The organism is Streptomyces sp. KMM 9044, from assembly GCF_024701375.2.
Classification (GTDB): Bacteria; Actinomycetota; Actinomycetes; order Streptomycetales; family Streptomycetaceae; genus Streptomyces.
Window position 1 is genome coordinate 876,018 of record NZ_CP113910.1, and the last position, 18,491, is coordinate 894,508.

The window sequence follows — 18,491 nt, forward strand, 5'->3', positions numbered from 1 at the left end:
GCCGGCGTCCGGTGGTCCGCCGGTGGGGGTCGGCCGAGCCGCGCGTCGAACGCCTCGTGGGCCCGGGCGTCGAAGAGAACGAACCTGACCTCCTCGACAGCCGTGTCGGCCCGCCGGACGGCCTCCACCACGACACGTGCGGCGCGTCCTCCAGCGGCCACCCGTACACACCGGTGGAAACGGCCGGGAAGGCCACGGTCCGTGCTCCGAGCGTGTCGGCGACGCGCAGCGCCTCACGGTGGCAGGACGCCAGCAGGTGCGGGCGGCCTCGGTCGCGCTGAAGACGGGGCCGACGGTGTGGATCACCCAGCGGGCGTCCAGCCGGCCCGCGGTGGTGGCGACGGCCTGGCCGGTGGCGAGGCCCCTGCCGTACGGGGAGGCGCGCAGGCGGCGGCACTCCTGAAGGACCTCCGGACCGCCACGGCGGTGGATCGCGCCGTCCACGCCGCCTCCGCCGAGCAGCGAGGAGTTGGCCGCGTTGACGATGGCGCCGGCGCGTTCACGGGTGATGTCGCCCTGGGCGAGGGTGATGGTGGTCATGGCTGCCGCAGCCTCCTCCAGACGGCCTTCGCCGCGTTGTGCCCGGACATGCCGTGGACACCGGGGCCGGGCGGGGTGGCCGACGAGCAGATGAACACGGCCGGGTGCGGGGTGGCGTACGGGAACAGGGACGGGCGGGGCCGCAGCAGGAGCTGGAGTCCGGAGGCAGCACCGGAACCGATGTCGCCGCCGACGTAGTTGGCGTTGCGGGCGGCGATTTCGGGCGGGCCGGCGGTGGCGCGGGCCAGGACACGGTCGCGGAACCCGGGGGCGAAGCGCTCCAGTTGGCGTTCCACGGCGTCGGTCAGGTCGCCGGTCCAGCCGCTCGGGACGTGCCCGTAGGCCCAGAAGACCTGCTTGCCGGCCGGGGCACGGGTGGGGTCGGCGACGCCGGGCTGCACGGTGATGAGGAACGGCGGATCGGGGGCGCGGCCCTCCCGGGAGGCGGCACGCAGGGCGGCGCCGATCTCGGCGCTGTCCGCGCCGATCTGCACGGTGGAGGCCCTGCGGGCCTCGGGCGCGGTCCACGGCACCGGGCCGTCCAGCGCGTAGTCGATCTTGAAGACGCCGGGGCCGTAGCGGTAGTTCGCGTAGTGGTTGCCGAGGCCGGCGATGCGGGCGAGGGCGGTGGGCGAGGTGTCGAAGACGTACGCGCGGGCCGGCGGCAGGTCGTCGAGGCGCTTGACGTCGTAGTCGGTGTGGACGGCGCCCCCGAGGTCCGACAGGTAGGCGGCGAGTGCGTCCGAGATGGCCTGGGAGCCGCCGCGGGCGACGGGCCAGCCGCGGGCGTGCGCGGCGAGGGCGAAGACCAGGCCCACGGCGCCGGTGGCGAAGCCGCCGAGGGGCGCCATCACATGGGCGACGAGCCCGGCGAACAGGGCCCTGGCCCGCTCGTCGCGGAAGCGGCGCGTCAACCAGGTGGAGGGCTGCAGTCCGACGAGGCCGAAGCGGGCCAGGCCGACCGGGTCACGGGGCAGCGCGGTGAGCGGCAGGGACATGAAGTCGCGTGCCAGGGTGTCCCACCGGGGCAGGAAGGGCTGGACCAGGCGGCGGTACGCCCCGGCGTCGCGCGGGCCGAAACTGGCGGCCGTCTCGCCGACCGACCGGGACAGCACGGCCGCCGTGCCGTCGGGGAAGGGGTGCGCCATGGGCAGGTCCGCGTGCAGCCACTCGAGGCCGTAGCGCTCCAGCGGGAGGGCACGGAACGCGGGCGAGTTGATGCCCAGCGGGTGGGCCGCGGAGCACGGGTCGTGCCGGAAGCCGGGCAGGGTCAGTTCCTCGGTGCGGGCGCCGCCCCCGACGGTGCCCCTCGCCTCGAACAGGGCGACGGAGAAACCGCGCCGGGCCAGCTCCACGGCAGCGGTCAGTCCGTTCGGCCCCGCGCCCACCACGACCACATCGAGCATCGACACCACCTTCGGAACTCCTTCGTCGGCCGACGGCAACCGGAGGCGACCAGAACGATCGGGAGCCACCGGAAGACTCGGGACCAGGATATGCCGGGGCACCGGCACTCCCCCGGCCCCGTCCTCGGGCAGCGTCCGCCCGGCGACACCGCGCCCGGTGCCGACGCGGCGGCCCCGGAGGTCAGGCTCCGGCCGACAGCAGTTCCGCCACCCGGCGGGCCGTGGCCTCGTCGCGGGCCGCGGTGAAGGGGAGGTCGTTGCCGCCGGTGATGCGGAAGGGCTCGCCGGCGCGGGTCAGGTGGGCGCCGCCCGCCTCCTCGACGAGGAGCAGGCCCGCCGCGTGGTCCCAGGCAGCTTCCCAGGTGAAGGCGGTGGCGTCGGATTCGCCACGGGCGACGGCCAGGTACTCCAGTCCGGCCGAACCGCAGGCGCGCGGGGCCACGCCGTCGGTCCCGAGGGCGATCAGGGAGCGCTTCTGGTCGTCCGTCGTGAAGTCCGGGTGGGACGTGGCCACGCGCAGATCGCGGCCGGTCTCCGGGGAGCCCGCGTGCAGCCGCGCGCCGTCGAGAAAGGCGCCCTGCCCCCGTACGGCCGTGGCGAGCTGGTCGCGGGCCGGGGCGAACGTCCAGGAGGCGTGGACGACTCCGTCCAGCGCGAGGGCGACCAGGGTGCAGAATCCGGCGTCGCCGTGCACGAACTGCCGGGTGCCGTCGACCGGGTCGACGATCCACACCGGCGCCTCGCCGCGTATCCCCCCGTACGACGCCGGGTTGGCGTGCACCGCCTCCTCGCCCACCACGACCGAGCCGGGCAGCAGGGCGGGCAGCACCTCGGTGAGGTACAGCTCGGCCTGCCGGTCGGCGTCGGTCACCAGGTCGTGCGGGCCGGACTTGCGGTCGACCTCGTGGTCGGCGAGCCGGCGCCAGCGCGGCATGATTTCCTGGGCGGCGGCCTTGCGGACGGCTTCTTCCACGTCGACGGCCCGCCCGGCGAGAAACTCTTCGATGGTTTCGTTGTGCTCGATCATGCCCTCCATGAGACCACGCGCCGCTGACAGACCCCGCCCGCCCGGTGTACTCCCGGCGGCATCCGCATGAACAAGGAACTCCGGGACGAGGTCAGCGGCCCACCGCGTAGCCCTGCATGCCGCGCGGGTTCGCCGCCGCCGAGAGCACGCCCGTGGCCGGGTCCCGCGCGACCGCGCACAGCCTGCCCTCCGACCATGCCTCGCCGACCGTCACCGCGTGTCCCCGGCGCCGCAGCTCCCGCACCACCGCCGGGTCCGCGCGGGACTCCACGGTGACGCTGCCGGGGCGCATGCCGCGCGGGTGGAAGGAGCCGGGAAAGCTGTCGTTGTGCCAGTTCGGGGCGTCGATGGCGCCCTGGAGGTCGAGCCCCCCGCACACCGGGCCGCGCAGCGCGACGGCGAGGAAGAAGTGCAGCTGCCACTGGTCCTGCTGGTCCCCGCCCGGCGTACCGAACGCCATCACCGGCACCCCGTCGCGCAGGGCGACGGACGGGGTGAGGGTGGTCCGGGGCCGGCGTCCCGGTGCGGCGCTCGCCGCTGGTGTCCAGGGTGGGCCGCCCGGCCTGCCGGACCAGCGCCTCGGCGATGAAACCGGTGCGCCACACCTCCCGCGCGGCGTCGATCCGCGCCTCCCTGCCGCCCGCGCCGGCGACCTCGTCCAGCAGCCGCCGCCAGGTGGCGGCGAGGGCGGGGTTGCGCAGCAGTTCGCCCGGGCGGGGCGCGTGGCCGCCGGGCAGGTACACCTGCGCCGACGAGGTCCACTCCGTCTCGAACAGTTCCCGTACGGTCTCGACGGCCTGGCCGACGTTCTCCACGGGCGCGTGCCCGTGTTCGGCGTATCCGATGGCGTACCGGAGGACGTCGGCCAGGGACCGGGTGCCGTGGTCGCGCAGCAGGAGCATCCAGGCGTCGAAGGCGCCGGGCACGGCGGCGGCGAGCGGTCCGGTGCCCGGGACGAGGTCCAGGCCGAGCGCCCGGTAGTGGGCGGCGCTCGCCCCGGCCGGTGCGACACCCTGCCCGCACAGCACCCGCACCTCGCCGCCCGCGGGCGCCAGCAGGATGGGCACCTCGCCCGCGGGTCCGTTGAGGTGCGGCTCGACGACGTGCAGCACGAAGGCGCCGTGGAACAGCGTCGGACCGAGCAGGACGCCGGCGAGGATCTCGCCGACGACGGCCGGCTGCCGCACCGCCGTGCGAGGCGCCCGAGCACATGCGCGAGCGCGAGGATCAACGCCAGACCGACCATGATCATGGCTATTTGATGGGTCGTCATGAACATTCCTTCTGTACGGGTCGACGGGCACGCGGCGATGCGCCGTACCCGGTAGGGGACAGCGGAGGGGCCGGGGCGCCGGGGGTGTCGAATGTGTTAGACACAGCGATCCGGGCGTTGCTATGTTGAGAGGCATGTCGAGTCCTGAGGCGGAAAAAAGCGGGCCACCGGTGATCCGGTGGCTGATCGCGTAAGCCTCTGACGACCCTGCTTTCTCCGGCCCCGCCGCCGAGCAGTGCGTCGCGCATCCGCCACGGATCAACCGCATCGCGGGATCACGCCCGGAGCTCTCTCCGGGACGTCTCCCACGCGACGCATGACCTTCTGTCCATGCGTCGCGTCTCCCCTTTCTGCGATGTAGTTGGAGCTTCTTTGTGCCTTTCGCCATCTACGTTCTCGGGCTGGCCGTATTCGCCCAGGGAACGTCGGAGTTCATGCTGTCCGGGCTGGTGGAGGACATGGCCGCCGACTTGGGCGTGTCCCTCCCGGCCGTCGGCTCGCTCACCTCGGCCTTCGCCGTCGGCATGATCGTCGGCGCACCGCTGGTCGCGATGCTGAGCCTGCGATGGCCGCGCCGCCGGGCGCTGCTCGCCTTCCTCATCACCTTCCTCCTGGCCCACGTCGTGGGCGCCCTCACCCACAGCTTCGAGGTCCTCTTCATCACGCGGGTGATCGCCGCACTGGCCAACGCGGGCTTCCTCGCCGTCGGCCTCGCGACCGCGGCGAGCATGGCAGGACCCCAGGCCAAGAGCCGGGCGACCTCGGTGCTCCTGAGCGGGGTCACCCTCGCCTTGATCGCGGGTGTACCCCTCGGCGCCGTACTGGGCGAGGTCTGGGGCTGGCGCTCTACCTTCTGGGGTGTCGCGATCGTCTGCACCCCGGCGGTCTTCGCGGTGCTGTGGTCCGTACCGGCGACGCCCGTCGACCCTGTGGCTCCCAGCGTCCGCCACGAGCTGCGGGCGTTCCGCACGCCCCGGGCGATCATGACGCTCGTGCTCGGGGCGCTGGTCAACGGAGCGACGTTCTGCTCGTTCACGTACCTCTCGCCTGTCATCACCAATGTGACGGATCTGAGCTCCGGGTGGGTGCCTGCCACGCTGGCACTGTTCGGCATCGGGTCCTTCGTCGGGGTCAACGTGGGCGGCCGACTGGCGGACAGCCGTCCCGGCCAGGTGCTGGTGGTCGGTGGTGCGGCGCTGCTGGCGGGTTGGTTGCTCTTCGCCCTCACGGCCGCGATCCCGGTCGTGGCGCTGATCCTCGCCTTCGTCCAGGGGGCGCTCTCGTTCGGCGTGGGCTCCACGTTGATCGCGCAGGCCCTCTACACGGCATCGGACGCCCCCACGCTGGTCGGCGGCTTCGCCACCGCCGCGATGAACGTCGGCGCTGCTGCCGGACCCGCCCTGGGTGGCCTCGCCCTGGGCGCCGACCTCGGCTACCGCTCGCCGCTGGTGGTAAGCGCAGTGCTCGTCGCTACCGCCCTGGTCCTGGCGGGCGTGGCCCGGGCCACCGGCATCACCGGCGGCAAGAGCGACACCGGCGCCACGGAGAACCGTCCAGCCGAGCGCCCGGTGCAGGCCGGTTCCTGACCGCCGCTCCCCGTGTCCGGTGGCCCGCCCTCCTCGTGGGGACGGGCCACCGGCCGTATGCGCGGAGCGCACGGGACACCCCTCAGAGCAGGGAGAGGAAATGGGAGACCATCTCCGCCGACTGCTCGGGGTTCAGACGCGGGTCACACGTGGACCGGTAGTCCGTGAACCGCGGCGGCTCGTCCCGCTCCGACACGCACTCGGTGACCGGGTCCGGCGTCAGCTCCAGGTGGAGCCCCGCGGGCCACTGTCCGTGCGCCCCCAGCGCCCGGGTGAAGGACGCGATCTCGGCACGCATCGGCTCGATCAACCGGGTCTTGTGGCCGGACAGCTTCAGCCCGTTGCCGTGCATGGGGTCACAGAGCCAGACGACCGGTGCGCCGTGGCGGGCGACCGCTTCGACGACCGACGGCAGGAGCCGGTCCACGTCCTTGGCACCGAAGCGCACGATGAACGTCAGCCGCCCGGGAACGCCATCCGGGTTCAACGACCGGCTCAAGGCGACCGCGTCGCATGGCGAAACCGACGGCCCCAGCTTGACGCCGATCGGATTGTGCACGGCCTGGGCGAGGGCGACGTGGGCGCTGTCCTCCCGGCGCGTCCGCTCGCCGATCCACCCGAAGTGGGCGGAACTACTGTACGTACCGTGCGCGCCCCTTCTCACCAGCGGCCGTTCGTAGGGCAGGAGAAGCAACTCGTGGGAGGCGTAGACCCGTTCCAGGACGGGCCGCCCCGCCCAGGAGTGCCGGATCTCGTCGAGAACGAGCCGCGAGCACGTGTACGCGGTGAGGAGCCGACGGGGCTCCGGGGTCCTGGCCACCGGTTCGAACTCGGGCTCGTTCACGGCGTCACCGCAGTAGCTGGGCATCTGCCGTCCCGAGCCCGAGTCATCGGTCTCGAACGGCGACGAGCGCGGCTTTCCGTACTGGCCGGCGATGCGACCGACTGCCACCGCAGGCAGCCCGCTGCCGGCCCGCATGATCGCGGCGAGACCCTGGAGGTTGTCCACCTTCTGCCGGACCAGTTCCGGAACGGCCTCGTGGAAACGTTCGGCGCAGTCACTGCCCTGGATGAGGAGCGCCGAGCCGCGGGCGACCAGGTCCATCCCGCTCATCAGGTCGACGACCTCGTTCTCGGTGGTGAGGACGGGCAGCCCGGCCAGCTCCCGTTCCACTTCGTCGAGCGCCTCCGGGTCCGGCCAGTAGGGCTGTTGCGCCGCCGTCCGCCCGGCCAGGGACGCAAGCGTCGTGGTCGCGTGCATCGTGGTCTCCTCCGCCCTCCACGGAAAGGTGCCGTCAGGGCTGTGATGGGTGTCGTGCGAGGTGGTCCGGAGGGACGGGCTCAACGCCGGTCCTCGGACGTCAGGCTCTCCCGGCTCATCACCCGGTCCTCGACGCGGCACATCTCCGTGATGATCGCGTCGTAGAGGTTCACCAGGAACGTCTCGTCGAGGCCGTGGTCGGACGCGTAGCGGGCAGCCCTCTCCTTGACCAGGTTGACCCGGCCGGGCTGCATCATCGGGACACCGTGCAGGGACTTGTACCGCGCGATGCGGACGCCGCAGTCGATGCGGCGGCGCAGCGTGTCCAGGAGAGTGCCGTCGAGAAAGTCGAGTTCCGTGCGCAGCCGGTGCAGCTCGTCCTGCTCGGTCATCGGTCCGTCTCCCCTTCGTCGTCGGTGCGGTGGATGGTGCGAAACAGCTCCCGGCAGTGGTCCTGTCGCGCCGCGAGCTCGGGTCCCATGAGCCGGCGGAGGACTCTGCTGCTCAATTCGGCGAGCGATCACGTGCCGTGCTTTCAGGGCTCGGCCGCGCCCGGCCTGCCTGCATCTGCGACGCGCTCTGAAGGCCGTATCGGCACGGCGTCATCACGCCGGGTAATTGCGCAGCAGAGTCGCGGAGATCCTCAAAGACGCCACCCAGACCTGTGGCTCCCCGGTGGCCGTCGCCGTCTCTGTTGTCGAGGTCGGGGTCGGGGTCGTCGCCGACGAACGAGGCGAAGGAGCGCAGCGCGTCGTCGAGCGCCCGACGCGCGGACACGACCCGGGGGTTGGACCACTGGATCTCCCCGTATACCTCGGGGCTGCCGCCGAGCACACGGGCCAGCAGGGCGAGCAGAACCTGATGGGGTGGCGGTGCCGCCGCCGTCAGCGTGCGGACATCCACGCCCAGCCGGGCGAGGGCGAGCCCGAAGGAGACGATCACCGCGTGCGTCAGAGCCTGGGTGGCCGCGATCGTCCGGTCGTGCTCCTGCGCCGAGAGCCGTACGGGCCTCCCGCCACCGTGCTCAACGAGCCGCAGCAAGGCGGCGGCGCCGGGCCCCTCCCTTGTGACCACGGCAGCCACGGGCCTACCGCCATGCCAGCGGCCGGGGCGAACATCGGGTTGAGACCGACGTGCTCGACCCCGGGGGCGTGGGCCGCGAGTTCCGCAGCCATACCCGTCCGGACGGAGAGCGTGTCGGCGAGCAGCGCGCCCGGTCGCATGAGCCGGGTCACGGGGGCGACGGCCTTGAGGGCCACCGCCTCGTGGACGGCGAGCAGGACGAGGTCCGCGCGGCCGAGGGCGGCCGCCAGCTCGGGCCCCGGCGCGGTGACGTCGGCCACCAGGCAGGAGTCCCGCTCCTCCGGGGGCGGTGCGACGTCGACGACGAGCGTCCGGCTGCCCGCCTCCCGCAGCAGGCCGGTGAACATGCCGCCCACCGCTCCGCTCCCGCCGACGACGACGCTTCGGGCAAAGCCGCTCATCGCGCGCCCGCCACGGCGGTGCCGTCAAGGGCGGAGACCATGGCACGTGCCTTCACCACGGTCTCGGTGAACTCCTCCTCCTGGTCGGAGAGGGACACGATCGCCCCGCCAACGCCGAACTCCGCCCGGCCGGCGGCCAGCACGATGGTGCGGATGACGATGCTGAGGTCGGCGGCACCGCTCAGGGAGAACCAGCCGAGCGCGCCGGAGTAGACACCCCGGGGGCCTTCTTCCAGCCGGTCGATGATCTCCATGGTGCGCTTCTTGGGCGCACCGGTCATGGAGCCACCGGGGAAGGCCGCACGAACGCAGGCAGCGGTGCTCGTGCCAGGCCGCAGCCGCCCCCGGATCGTCGAGGCCAACTGGTGCACGGGCGCGTAGGTCTCCACCTCGAAGAGCCGGGGCACATGGACGGAGCCGATCGCGCAGACGCTGTTGAGGTCGTTGCGGACCAGGTCGACGATCATCAGGTTCTCGGCCCGGTCCTTCTCCCTACCGGCCAGGTCGGCACGGAGCCGCTCGTCCTCCTCGGCCGTGCCGCCTCGGGGACGGGTCCCCTTGATGGGCTTGGACTCGACGCCACTGTCTGCGTCGATCGTGAGGAACCGCTCGGGCGAGGCGCTGAGCACCGACAGCTCCGGGAACTCGAGCAAGGCGCCGTAGGGGACCGGGCTGATCGTGCGCAGCGCGGAGTAGAGCGGCAGGGCCATCACCTCCGTCGGCGCAGTGACCATGTTGGTCAGGCAGATCTCGTACGACTCGCCGTTGCGGATCTCCTTGAGGCACTCGTCGATGCGCTTGAGGTACGCATCCTTGTCGTGGCGCGCCTGGGCCAAGGGACCGAAGCCCGCCGCCGCCTCGGGGGCGCCGAAGGCCATGGCGGGGGTTCGTTCCGCCGGGGCGCGGGCGGCCAGACCGGTGGGGGTCTTGGCTGTATCCCGCAGCCAGGCCCGCGCCCCGTCATCCTGGCCGCGGCGGTCGAGGGCAAGCAGGTAGCAGCAGCCGTCCTGATGGTCAAGCGCGATCATGCGGTCGGTGAAGAGGAGCGCGGCGTCGGGGTGCGGGGACCGGTGCGCGGGGTCGCCGCTCGTCTCGGCCTTCAGCTCGTAGCCGAGATAGCCGACGTAGCCGAGGTTGAACTCGAAGGGCAGACCGGGGGCGGTGGGTACGCGTCGGCGGTCGAGCTGCTTCTCCAGGTACGTGAAGAAGGGCTGCGGCGTCTCCGTCGTCCGGCCGTCGGAGCCGCGGACGGAGACGACACCGTCGGCGACCCGGTAGGTGACGTACTCGGCGAGCGGGCCGCGGTCGTCGCCGAGAAAGGAAAAGCGCGAGGCGCCTTCTAGGACGGCGCTGCTGTCCAGCCAGAACGTGGCGCCGTCGCCGGACAGGCAGGCGCGGCGTACCTCTGCAGCGTCCGGCAGCACGTCGACACGGCGCACATGGACCTCGTACGGGGAAGCCGCCGCGCGCCGCCGCGCCCGGTGATGGGCGAGGACGAGGTCGCGGAAGTTGGCCATGATCTCCCGGCCGAAGTCGCTGCCGATCGACTCCGGATGAAACTGGACGCCCCACAGGGGCTTCTCGCGGTGCCGCAGACCCATGACGACGCCGTCGTCGCTCCAGGCAAGAGGCTCCAACTCATCAGGGAGTTCGGTAACGGCCAGGGAGTGGTAGCGCACGGCGGTGAACGGCGAGGGAAGACCTCTGAAGACGTCCTCGCCGGTGTGCCGCACCTCGGAGACCCGGCCATGTATCGGTTCCGGTGCGAGGCCGACGGTTCCGCCGAAAAGCTGGGCGATGCCCTGGTGGCCGAGGCAGACGCCGAGGACGGGCAGACCGCTCTCGGTGATCGCCTGTCGGCTGATCCCGAAATCCCTCGCCCGGTCCGGGCTGCCGGGCCCTGGGGACACGACGATCGCGTCGAAGTCCTCGACGGACAGCCGCGACCAGTCGGCGTCGTTGGGCACGACGACGGGAGGTTGACCGGTCGCCTCACCGATGTACTGGAACAGGTTGTAGGTGAACGAGTCGTAATTGTCGATCAGGAGCGTGCGCATGATGGGGCACCTTGTCTCGAGAGGCTCGCCGAAGGGTGCGTGGGACGGCGTTTCGCGGGTCGAGGGAGCGGGGCCGGGAGAGTGGGCGTCGCTCAGAGGCGCAGCGTCCGTCGGAGGTGCAGCCGCTCGGCGGTCCCACCCTTGTCCTGGACGTGCCGCACCAGCAGGTCGCTGTCCACGATGGCGGGATGGCTCTCGTCGTAGTCGATGGCCATCACGATGCCCATCCAGGGCTCGAGGCCCATCGCGTACACGTAGACCGCATCGGGCTCCAGCGCATCGACGATCTCCCTCGCCTGCGGGAAGTTGGAGCCATTGAGCCGCCGGCTCTGGTCGGTCCTGCGGTCCAGCGGCTCACCGTAGAGCGGACCGTAGATCCAGCTGGCCGCCGCGCCGATGCTCTCCATGCCGATGAAGACGGTGTCGACCGACCCGATTACCTCGGCCACCTTCGTGTACATCGTCGGCGAGATGTTCGTGGAGTCGGCGGCGAACAGCATCGAACGCTCCCCGAACCGGGGCAGCCAGCCTGTCTTGCTGCGGATCCGCAGATCGCCGTGTTCCCCCAGGAAAGGCAGGGCAACGACCTCGGCGGAGCCGCAGGACATTGTCTCCAGGTCGTCGATCTCGACCACGTTGGTGAAGCCCAGTCGGCGCAGGATGCCGCCGAGCCCGGGATCCACCAGACTGGCGTTGGTGGACTTGGGGACCAAGACCCTGCCGATCCGGTGCCGGATCCGTAGCAGGGTCTCGAACAGCATGTGGTCCTGATGGTTGTGGGTGATGAGCAGGTGGTCGATGCGCTCCGGCAGATCAGCGGAGGTGAACCGGTTCTCCGCTCCGCCCGGGTAGCCGCCATAGCTCGGAGCCGGGTCCACCAGGAAGGTCGTGCCCCGGTAGCGGGCGAACACGCAGGCATGGCCCACGTATTCGAGGACATCGTCGCCGACCGGGGAAGCGGCCGGTTCCGGGGCGGGCGGCGGGGTGGGCTCGAAGTACGAGGCGAACCGGGCGGCCCGCTCGCCCTGCAGCCCGAACCTCGCGGCCAGGTCGTCGAGTTCGGCCCCGGTCAGACCGCCGCGGAAGACCGTGTCGAGCAGCGGAGAATTCAGTGGGACGTCGACCAACAGCTGTTCCGGGCCGTACTCCAGCATCGGAGTCGTGAGAGCGAACTCGCGCGCGTCCTCCGTGATGGGGCGGAAACGCACCTGCTGCCACGACTCGTCGTAGTATTCCGACGCGTACATCAGAGGTTCGATGAAGCGGTAGTCGGCCGTGCGGTTGTCCCTGCCGTAGAACACCTCCACCCGACCGGCCAGTGCTGGCGGCAGCTCCTGGTAGACGGGATCGAGGCACTCGCCGTGGTGGCGGGGCAGGATGTCCTCCTCCAGCCGCCGGATCGCCTCGAAGAGTTCGTCCAGCCGCGCCCGTTGTGGAGCCGTATCCCGGTACCAGGCCTCGATGGCGTCGCGGTGCTCGTGGGCGTGGATCCAGGGGCCGCCGTGCATCCGGCGCTGCCGGACGGCCGCCGCGTGGACCTGCGGGTCGGCGAGGTAACTCTCGACGATGCGGGCGAACCGGTTGTGGTTGAAGCGGGCAAGGGTCGGGGGCTTCCCCCGAAGCGTGGACACCGTTTGCTATGCGGCAGGGGCCAGCGTAACCGATCGCTGTTCGAAGGCGATCGGACTGATGTAGCCAAGCCCCGAGTGCCTGCGTCGTGTGTTGTAGCGGGTGACCCACCGGAACACTGCGAGGCGGGCCTCACGCGACCCTGACCAGCGTTTCTTTCCGCAGCACGGCTGGTCTCCCGACGTGGGTGAGACGCGTCATCAGCAGGAGGACCCCAGCGCCCACCGTTCCTTCCACACGGCCGAGCACGGCGGCGGGAAGGGCTCGGGACGGACGAAGTCCAGGGAGGAGACGAAGTCCGTGCCGGGGGAGACGGCGCAGAGCGACAGCGCACGCGGCGAGGAGTACGCCCACAACGACGAGAAGGGCCGGCGGGACACGGGACCCCGGGGGCCGCTCCCGGCGCCCCAGCGGCACCAGGGACGCCTCCGCGAAGACCGGCGTCGATCCACAGGACCCGCAACCCCGGCCCCCGGCGCCCCCGGGGACCGGCCGCCACCGAGGCCGGTGCTCCGGTCCTACGCCCGCCGTGTGCTCACGGCGTCTGGCCGGGGGTGCGGCGGGCCTCCTTCATCTCCGCCTCGTACACGTGCTCGCGTCCCTCGAGAAGTTCGCGCCGGATGCGGGCCTCGGCGTCTGCGAAGGGCCGGTAGTAGTGGGTGTTGTACTCCTCGACGATCTCGAAGGTCCAGTGCCCGGGGATGACGTTCCGGCCCACGATGTCGTGCTGCAGCCGATCGGCCTGGGCATGGTGGCCCCCGGCGCGCAGGTGTTCCAGCGCCTCGTCCAGCTTCAGGTCCGCACCGCCGGTCAGCTGGTGGAAGGCGTAGAGGCTGCCCCGGGCCCGTTCCACGGTCTCCAGAGCCTCCGAGAGCGCGCCCAGGGCCTTCACCGTGGTGTCGGTGGCGCCGTCGGGCCGACGGTGCGACCGGTCGGGGCCCCGGGGCTCGTCCGGTTTCTCGTTCATGGTTCTCCTGTGTCGTCGGCGGGTGAGCGGCCCGCCGCCCTGGTACGCCTCGGACGACGCTGCGCCCGTGCGTACCGGCCCGTCACGGCAGTGGGGTACCGCCGGCCGCGTTGACGATCTCGCCGGTGATGTAGCCCGCCTGCGGGGAGGCCGGGAAGACGTAGACGGGTGCCATCTCGGCCGGCTGGGCGGGACGGCCGAGCGGTGACTGCTTCCCGAACTCCTGGGTGTCCGGGAGCGTCGCGGGAATCAGCGGTGTCCAGACGGGGCCGGGCGCGACCGCGTTGACGCGGATGCCGTCCTTGGCCAGTATCTGCGCGAGCCCCTGGGTGAAGGTGACGATCGCGCCCTTCGTCATGGCGTAGTCCAGCAGGTGGGGACTGGGCTTGTAGGTCTCCCGGTACCGTCCTGATGCCTGCGGATGCTCACCCCGGGGGGTAGGGCGATTCCTCGAGGAGTTTCGCCAGGTGCGCGGCGTTGGCCGCCATGGCCTTGGTGGTGGCGGCCACGGCGTCGGGGGTGGCCTCCAGGTCCTGGTAGTCCGTGCCCTGCTGGGCTTCGCCGACCCAGTAGGTGACCGCACCCGGCGACAGCGAGAACCCGAGGTCGTTGAGCCCCTGGAAGAGATCCGCGCTCACCTTGTGCGCGCCGTCCTCGTTGCCCACGACGGCGACCAGGCCGACCTTGCCGCTGAACAGCCGGCGTCCCTGCGCGTCGGTCTCCGAGATGTCGGCGTTCAGGCGTTCCAGGACGCGCTGGCAGAGGCTGGAGGGGTGGCCGAGCCAGATAGGGGTGGCCAGGAGCACGATGTCGGCGGCCATCACCTTCTCCCACAGCCTGGGCCAGTCGTCTCCGTCACCCATGTCGCGGGCGATGCCCGGCCGGATGTCGTGGTCGACGACGCGGACCGTCTCGCCCTCCACACCTAGGCCGGCGAGTTCCGACATCACCTGCTCGGCGAGGTGGTGGCTGCTGGAACGGTCGGGCGAGGGGTCGAGTGTGCAGACGATTGCGACAGCGCGGGTCATGAATCCTCCTGGTCGGTCGGGGTCGGGGTCGGGGTCGGCCGCCGGGGTCGGCCGCCGGGGTCGGATCACGGTGGGGGCTTCCGCGGGGAGTGCTCGACAGCGTCGGCCAGCCGGGCGAGCATGGTGCGGTGGCGCGGTTGGATCGGGGCGTCGACGACCGTGTTGTGGAGCACCCCGCCCGGGCCGCGCAAGGGGTGCTCGTTGATGGTGACCAGTGTGTTCTCGCCCCAGGGCCGCACCTCGAGAGCGGTCCGCGCGGTGCCGAGCCATCCGCTGTCGGCTTCCCGCTCCAGGATGAAGGGCGCTTCGCACCGCCGGACGACGGTGCTCCCCGCCACCGACCACGGCGCCAGATGAACGGTGTACACGATGCTGGAGCCCGCGTGGGGCCGCACGCCCGCGTCGGGCCGTGTCCCGGACGTGCCGACCACCCAGTCGGCGTAGCGCGTGCCGTCGGCGAGCACCGCCCAGACGTCAGCGGGCGGACGTTCGATCAGCCGGTGCCGTTCAACCATGGATCCTCCAGTTCACGGTGGGCTCACTGGTGGTAGTCCTGGTGCCCAGCCTGTCGCGGCTCACCCCCGCTCTTCCACTTTTGCACGCATCCCGGGGATCCGCCGCCTGTCGGCCGTGGGCCGGTCGCCCCGGCAGCGGGTGACGTGTCCGGCACCGGCGCGCCCCGGACGGGACGGGTCAGAGCGGTCCGCGCAGACTGGTGCGTCCGTCGCGCCAGGCGGTGAGCGTCTTCTCGGCCAGGCGCGCGTCCAGCAGATCGGTGGCGTGGACACCGAACGCCACGTCCGCCTCCAGCCACGGTTCCTCCTCCAGCAGCCCGCCCACCACGTCGCGGCGGACGACCTGTTCGTGGACGGCGTCGGCCTCCACGTGCTCGGCGTAGAAGTGGACGGCCGCTTCCCCGGCACCCGTCCGGCGCATCGCCTCGGCCAGCCGACGGGAGGCCGGCGACGAGGTGACCTCGACGGCGGCGAAGTGTCCCACCAGCGCGCCGCGCAGAGCGCGGTGCAGGCCGAACATCGACATCAGGTTGACGATCGCCAGCATCTCCGCCGTCGCCACGCCGACATACCGGCCGTACGTCGTGTCCAGGCCCAGGTCCCTCATCAGGTCCGCGAAGAGCCGCGAGTGCATCCGTGCCGCCTGTCCGGCACCGAACTCGTCGTACTCGACCGCGACCATGGCCGCCTTCGCCCTGCCGCGCAGCCGGGGGATCACCCAGGCATGCGGATCGGCTTCCTTGAGGTGGTAGAGCGAACGCTGGGCCGCGTACTCACGCAGCTGCCACAGTTCCCCTTCGTCCCGGAGATGGCCCGAAAGACCACCGGCCTCCACGGGCTCGACGAGGATCCCGGCGAACGCCTCCTCCAGGCCGGCGCCGCGCTCGGTGTCCGCGCGCAGCGCGTCCAGGAAGCGACGTTCCAGATCGGCGCGCAGCCCGAGCAGCCCCGGATTCCACTCCCAGGCGGAGTCGACGTCGTGGAACCCGCGGTAGTGCAGTTCGTAGCAGAGGTAGAGCGCGAGGTGGAGGTCCTCTCCGTACGGATCGGCCTCGTCGGCCGCCCCGCGCGACGACAGGGGAATCCCGTCGCCGGGGTCGCCCCGCAGGGCGCGGACGACTCCGTGGCTGAGGTCGCCGCGGCCCGCCGGCAGGGCGGGCCCGGTCAGAGGGGTGTCGGACTCCTGAGCTGTCTTCACTTGAACCGTCTTCACTCTGCTGCCTCACCACGCGGGCCGGCAGTCCGGACAGCGGTCTCGTCGGCAGTACGTCCGGCATCCGGGCCGGCACGTTGTGCCGGCTTGTCCTTGCCGGCCGCGGGGCGCCCGGTGCGAGGGCCTCGGCCCGCGGAGTCCCTGACCCTGCGGCGGTGGCTGGTGTCGCACCACGGGTAGGTCCTGCTGCGTCGGCAGGCGCACAGGGCCACCACGAAACGGTCCGACGTGACCGTGCTCCCGTCGTCGAGGATCACTTCGACCGGCCCCTCCAGGAGCACCGGCCCGTCCGTCGTCGGCGTCACGCGGTGCGGCCTGTCACCGGATGCGGTCGGCACGGATGATCACCAACTCTTCCTTCTCGTCATCGGGCGCGATCAGACCGCGGCCCGTGAGCCACTTCCTGCGTGCCGAGAGCACCGGGCCGAAAGGCACGCGACGCCGGTCGGTCACCTCGGCCCGCAGGCCGGACCGCTCCAGACGCCCCAGGGTGGCGGACACCCCGCACAGGGCCGAGTGCACCAGCAGCACAGCTCCGCCGGGGCGCAGCAGGTCCGCCGCTCCGTCGCACAGGCGGTCGACGAGGAGGCGTCCGTCGTGACCCGCGTCCCAGGCCCTGGCAGAGCCCCGCCGGGGTGGTGCGGCGTCCGGAGCGGGCACGTACGGCGGATTGCTGAGGATGAGGTCGAACCGCCGTCCGGTGGCGGGGGCCAGGAGATCCCCCCGGACGACGTCGATCCTCAGTCCGGCGATCGCCGCGTTCACACGGGTGGTGAGCACGGCGCGGCGGGTGCGGTCGACCGCCGACACGTGTGCTCCCCGCCGTGCCGCGGCGAGGGCGAGCACACCCGATCCCGTTCCGACGTCCAGGACCTCCGTGCCGGGGCCGATCGCCTCGCGTTCCAGGGCCTCCCGCAGCAGCAGCGTGTCCTCCTGAGGCGCGTAGACACCCCGCGGCGCCATCACCCGACCCCCCAGGTTGTACGTTCCCAGCAGACCTGGCATCGGCTCACCTCACGCATCCGGTTGAAGCGCACCCTTCACGCTGTTCTCACGACGGCCCAGTGCCTAGTGCCCGTGGAGGAGGTGTTCAATCAACGGTTCTGTCCCGTTACCGGTGGTACCGAAGGGCGGCCGGGCCCCGCGGCCGAAGCCGTGGAGGCCCCGGCGGGCCGGCCCACCTGGGCGCGGCGGCCCGCCGGAGCGGTCGGCCGGCGGGTCAGTGGCCCGCGACGACCCCGGAGAGTTCGTTGGTGCTCTTGGGCAGGGTCACTGAGGTGACCTTGGCGTCTGCCGAACCGGTCCGGTGGTCCCCGGCCCGCGGTCCGAAGCACGCGCCCGTCGTCGCCCTGTCCGGGCCGGCGCCCCACCCGGCCCTGCACGGCCGGCCCGTGCCCGGTGCGGTGCGGGCGAATTCCGCGCCACACCCGCACCCCTTCGGACAAACGGCCGGAGAAACGAACTGAAGTGCGCGACAACACTGTTGGGACGTAAGTTGTGGTGCAACACACCCACTGGCTGAATACGCCTGCCTCGACTGAGAGACGGACCGTACCCATGAGCGACCCCGAGACGACGCCGGGAACCGCCGCACACCAGAAGATCGACACCTCGGTGCCGCATTCGGCCCGGATCTGGAACTACTGGCTGGGCGGCAAGGACAACTACCCGGTCGACGAGGAGGCCGGCGACGCGTACACCGATGTCTTCCCCGGCATCGTGACCATCGCCCGCAGCAGCCGGGCCTTCCTGCGGCGCAACATCACGTATCTGGTCACCGAGGCCGGCATCCGGCAGTTCCTGGACATCGGGACGGGCCTGCCGACCGCCGACAACACCCACGAGGTCGCCCAGCGCATCGCCCCGGAGAGCAGGATCGTCTACGTCGACAACGACCCGATGGTCCTGGCGCACGCCCGCGCCCTGCTCTACTCCGCCCCCGAGGGAGCGACCGCCTACATCGACTCCAACGTGCTGGACCCGGAGCGCGTCCTGGAAGCCGCCGCCAAGACGCTGGACCTCTCCCGCCCCACCGCCCTCATCCTCAGCAACATCCTGGGCCACATCGCCGACCAGGACGAGGCGCGTTCCATCGTCGCGCGGCTGATGGACGCGCTGCCGTCCGGCAGCTACCTGTCCGTCAACGACGGTTCACGGGGGATCGACCCGGGCTTCGAGCAGGCCCAGGACGGCTACAACAAGAGCGGTGCCGTGCCGTACAACCTGCGCACCGTCGACGAGATCACCTCGTTCTTCGACGGCCTGGAGCTCCTGGAGCCCGGCGTCGTCTCGGTCACCCGGTGGCGTCCGGACGCCGACGCGGCCGACGCGCCGGTCATCGCCGAGCACGGCGGCCTCGCCCGCAAGCCGTGACCCCCTGCCGGGTGCCGCGGCCCCTTGTGGCCCGCGGCACCCGGCTCTCCCCTCGACGGCCGGCCCGCCGTAAACCGTCTGAACCCAGGGGAAGTACGGCAAAGCTCCACCCGTGACGGTGCTCCCCTGTCA

17 protein-coding genes and 5 pseudogenes are annotated in these 18,491 nt (G+C 71.7%); 2 read left to right on the plus strand and 20 right to left on the minus strand.

Features of this window, described 5'->3' with window-relative positions; all coding sequences use genetic code 11:
• Window positions 1-32 precede the first annotated feature (32 nt).
• The 4 genes and pseudogenes from HUV60_RS03970 to HUV60_RS03985 all read right to left on the minus strand — a co-directional run.
• Window positions 33-540, minus strand: a pseudogene (locus tag HUV60_RS03970) (O-acetyl-ADP-ribose deacetylase); the annotation flags it as partial.
• On the minus strand, window positions 537-1,946 hold the full coding sequence (locus tag HUV60_RS03975; protein ID WP_257852251.1) for a phytoene desaturase family protein: 1,410 nt from the start codon (window positions 1,944-1,946) through the stop codon (window positions 537-539). The gene HUV60_RS03975 and the pseudogene HUV60_RS03970, both read right to left, overlap by 4 nt.
• Before the next feature lie 181 nt (window positions 1,947-2,127).
• Window positions 2,128-2,973, minus strand: coding sequence for an inositol monophosphatase family protein (locus tag HUV60_RS03980; protein WP_257852250.1), 846 nt, complete (start codon window positions 2,971-2,973; stop codon window positions 2,128-2,130).
• Between the two features lie 91 nt (window positions 2,974-3,064).
• Window positions 3,065-4,094 (minus strand): annotated as a pseudogene (locus HUV60_RS03985) (gamma-glutamyltransferase); the annotation flags it as partial.
• 526 nt (window positions 4,095-4,620) lie between these two features.
• Between HUV60_RS03985 and HUV60_RS03990 the strand changes: the two are divergent.
• A complete protein-coding gene (locus tag HUV60_RS03990) occupies window positions 4,621-5,832 on the plus strand; it encodes a Cmx/CmrA family chloramphenicol efflux MFS transporter (protein ID WP_257852249.1) in 1,212 nt (403 codons plus the stop codon).
• An 82-nt stretch (window positions 5,833-5,914) separates the two neighbouring features.
• Here HUV60_RS03990 and HUV60_RS03995 read toward each other — a convergent pair whose 3' ends face one another.
• From HUV60_RS03995 to HUV60_RS04065, 16 genes and pseudogenes are all read right to left on the minus strand, one after another.
• Window positions 5,915-7,093 carry a 3-deoxy-7-phosphoheptulonate synthase gene (locus HUV60_RS03995; protein WP_257852248.1) on the minus strand — a complete coding sequence of 393 codons (1,179 nt, stop codon included), beginning with the start codon at window positions 7,091-7,093 and terminating at the stop codon, window positions 5,915-5,917.
• 80 nt (window positions 7,094-7,173) lie between these two features.
• Window positions 7,174-7,485, minus strand: coding sequence for a 4-amino-4-deoxychorismate mutase CmlD (gene cmlD, locus HUV60_RS04000; protein WP_257852247.1), 312 nt, complete (start codon window positions 7,483-7,485; stop codon window positions 7,174-7,176).
• Window positions 7,482-7,586: pseudogene (locus HUV60_RS33535) on the minus strand (prephenate dehydrogenase/arogenate dehydrogenase family protein); the annotation flags it as partial. The gene cmlD and the pseudogene HUV60_RS33535, both read right to left, overlap by 4 nt.
• An 11-nt stretch (window positions 7,587-7,597) precedes the next feature.
• Window positions 7,598-8,035, minus strand: coding sequence for a hypothetical protein (locus HUV60_RS33800; RefSeq protein ID WP_443047213.1), 438 nt, complete (start codon window positions 8,033-8,035; stop codon window positions 7,598-7,600).
• An 8-nt stretch (window positions 8,036-8,043) separates the two neighbouring features.
• The gene (locus tag HUV60_RS04010) at window positions 8,044-8,577 is read right to left on the minus strand and encodes a hypothetical protein (RefSeq protein ID WP_257852244.1); all 534 of its coding nucleotides are present in this window, start codon (window positions 8,575-8,577) and stop codon (window positions 8,044-8,046) included.
• Window positions 8,574-10,634 (minus strand): aminodeoxychorismate synthase component I, encoded by a 2,061-nt coding sequence (pabB, locus tag HUV60_RS04015; protein WP_257852243.1) that lies wholly within the window; start codon window positions 10,632-10,634, stop codon window positions 8,574-8,576. The genes HUV60_RS04010 and pabB overlap by 4 nt, the downstream gene beginning before the upstream one ends.
• 92 nt (window positions 10,635-10,726) lie before the next feature.
• Window positions 10,727-12,265: an MBL fold metallo-hydrolase gene (locus HUV60_RS04020; RefSeq protein ID WP_257852241.1), complete on the minus strand. Its 1,539-nt coding sequence runs from the start codon at window positions 12,263-12,265 to the stop codon at window positions 10,727-10,729.
• 6 nt (window positions 12,266-12,271) lie between these two features.
• Window positions 12,272-12,424, minus strand: a pseudogene (locus tag HUV60_RS04025) (integrase core domain-containing protein); the annotation flags it as partial.
• A 39-nt stretch (window positions 12,425-12,463) separates the two neighbouring features.
• Window positions 12,464-12,643: a hypothetical protein gene (locus HUV60_RS04030; protein WP_257852240.1), complete on the minus strand. Its 180-nt coding sequence runs from the start codon at window positions 12,641-12,643 to the stop codon at window positions 12,464-12,466.
• Window positions 12,644-12,798: 155 nt separating this feature from the next.
• Window positions 12,799-13,230, minus strand: a complete 432-nt coding sequence (locus tag HUV60_RS04035; RefSeq protein ID WP_257852239.1) for a hypothetical protein — start codon at window positions 13,228-13,230, stop codon at window positions 12,799-12,801.
• A gap of 82 nt (window positions 13,231-13,312) precedes the next feature.
• Window positions 13,313-13,627, minus strand: a pseudogene (locus tag HUV60_RS04040) (SDR family oxidoreductase); the annotation flags it as partial.
• A 28-nt stretch (window positions 13,628-13,655) separates the two neighbouring features.
• Entirely contained in the window at window positions 13,656-14,258 is a 603-nt protein-coding gene (locus HUV60_RS04045) for a flavodoxin family protein (RefSeq protein WP_257852238.1), read from the minus strand.
• 65 nt (window positions 14,259-14,323) lie between these two features.
• Window positions 14,324-14,773 (minus strand): SRPBCC family protein, encoded by a 450-nt coding sequence (locus HUV60_RS04050; protein ID WP_257852237.1) that lies wholly within the window; start codon window positions 14,771-14,773, stop codon window positions 14,324-14,326.
• A 178-nt stretch (window positions 14,774-14,951) separates the two neighbouring features.
• Window positions 14,952-15,971, minus strand: a complete 1,020-nt coding sequence (locus HUV60_RS04055; protein WP_257852236.1) for an iron-containing redox enzyme family protein — start codon at window positions 15,969-15,971, stop codon at window positions 14,952-14,954.
• Between the two features lie 11 nt (window positions 15,972-15,982).
• Window positions 15,983-16,291: a CDGSH iron-sulfur domain-containing protein gene (locus HUV60_RS04060; RefSeq protein WP_257852235.1), complete on the minus strand. Its 309-nt coding sequence runs from the start codon at window positions 16,289-16,291 to the stop codon at window positions 15,983-15,985.
• Between the two features lie 13 nt (window positions 16,292-16,304).
• Window positions 16,305-16,991: a HemK2/MTQ2 family protein methyltransferase gene (locus HUV60_RS04065; RefSeq protein ID WP_257852234.1), complete on the minus strand. Its 687-nt coding sequence runs from the start codon at window positions 16,989-16,991 to the stop codon at window positions 16,305-16,307.
• A 552-nt stretch (window positions 16,992-17,543) separates the two neighbouring features.
• Here HUV60_RS04065 and HUV60_RS04070 point away from each other — a divergent pair.
• Window positions 17,544-18,359: an SAM-dependent methyltransferase gene (locus tag HUV60_RS04070; protein WP_257852233.1), complete on the plus strand. Its 816-nt coding sequence runs from the start codon at window positions 17,544-17,546 to the stop codon at window positions 18,357-18,359.
• The last annotated feature ends 132 nt before the right edge of the window (window positions 18,360-18,491 follow it).

What these genes read in the sequence shown, in the direction of transcription:
- HUV60_RS03975 (WP_257852251.1), bottom strand. Translation starts at nt 1,946, where the DNA reads ATGCTCGATGTGGTCGTGGTGGGCGCGGGGCCGAACGGACTGACCGCT.
- HUV60_RS03980 (WP_257852250.1), bottom strand. Translation starts at nt 2,973, where the DNA reads ATGATCGAGCACAACGAAACCATCGAAGAGTTTCTCGCCGGGCGGGCC.
- HUV60_RS03995 (WP_257852248.1), bottom strand. Translation starts at nt 7,093, where the DNA reads ATGCACGCGACCACGACGCTTGCGTCCCTGGCCGGGCGGACGGCGGCG.
- cmlD (WP_257852247.1), bottom strand. Translation starts at nt 7,485, where the DNA reads ATGACCGAGCAGGACGAGCTGCACCGGCTGCGCACGGAACTCGACTTT.
- HUV60_RS04010 (WP_257852244.1), bottom strand. Translation starts at nt 8,577, where the DNA reads ATGAGCGGCTTTGCCCGAAGCGTCGTCGTCGGCGGGAGCGGAGCGGTG.
- pabB (WP_257852243.1), bottom strand. Translation starts at nt 10,634, where the DNA reads ATGCGCACGCTCCTGATCGACAATTACGACTCGTTCACCTACAACCTG.
- HUV60_RS04035 (WP_257852239.1), bottom strand. Translation starts at nt 13,230, where the DNA reads ATGAACGAGAAACCGGACGAGCCCCGGGGCCCCGACCGGTCGCACCGT.
- HUV60_RS04045 (WP_257852238.1), bottom strand. Translation starts at nt 14,258, where the DNA reads ATGACCCGCGCTGTCGCAATCGTCTGCACACTCGACCCCTCGCCCGAC.
- HUV60_RS04050 (WP_257852237.1), bottom strand. Translation starts at nt 14,773, where the DNA reads ATGGTTGAACGGCACCGGCTGATCGAACGTCCGCCCGCTGACGTCTGG.
- HUV60_RS04065 (WP_257852234.1), bottom strand. Translation starts at nt 16,991, where the DNA reads ATGCCAGGTCTGCTGGGAACGTACAACCTGGGGGGTCGGGTGATGGCG.
- HUV60_RS04070 (WP_257852233.1), top strand. Translation starts at nt 17,544, where the DNA reads ATGAGCGACCCCGAGACGACGCCGGGAACCGCCGCACACCAGAAGATC.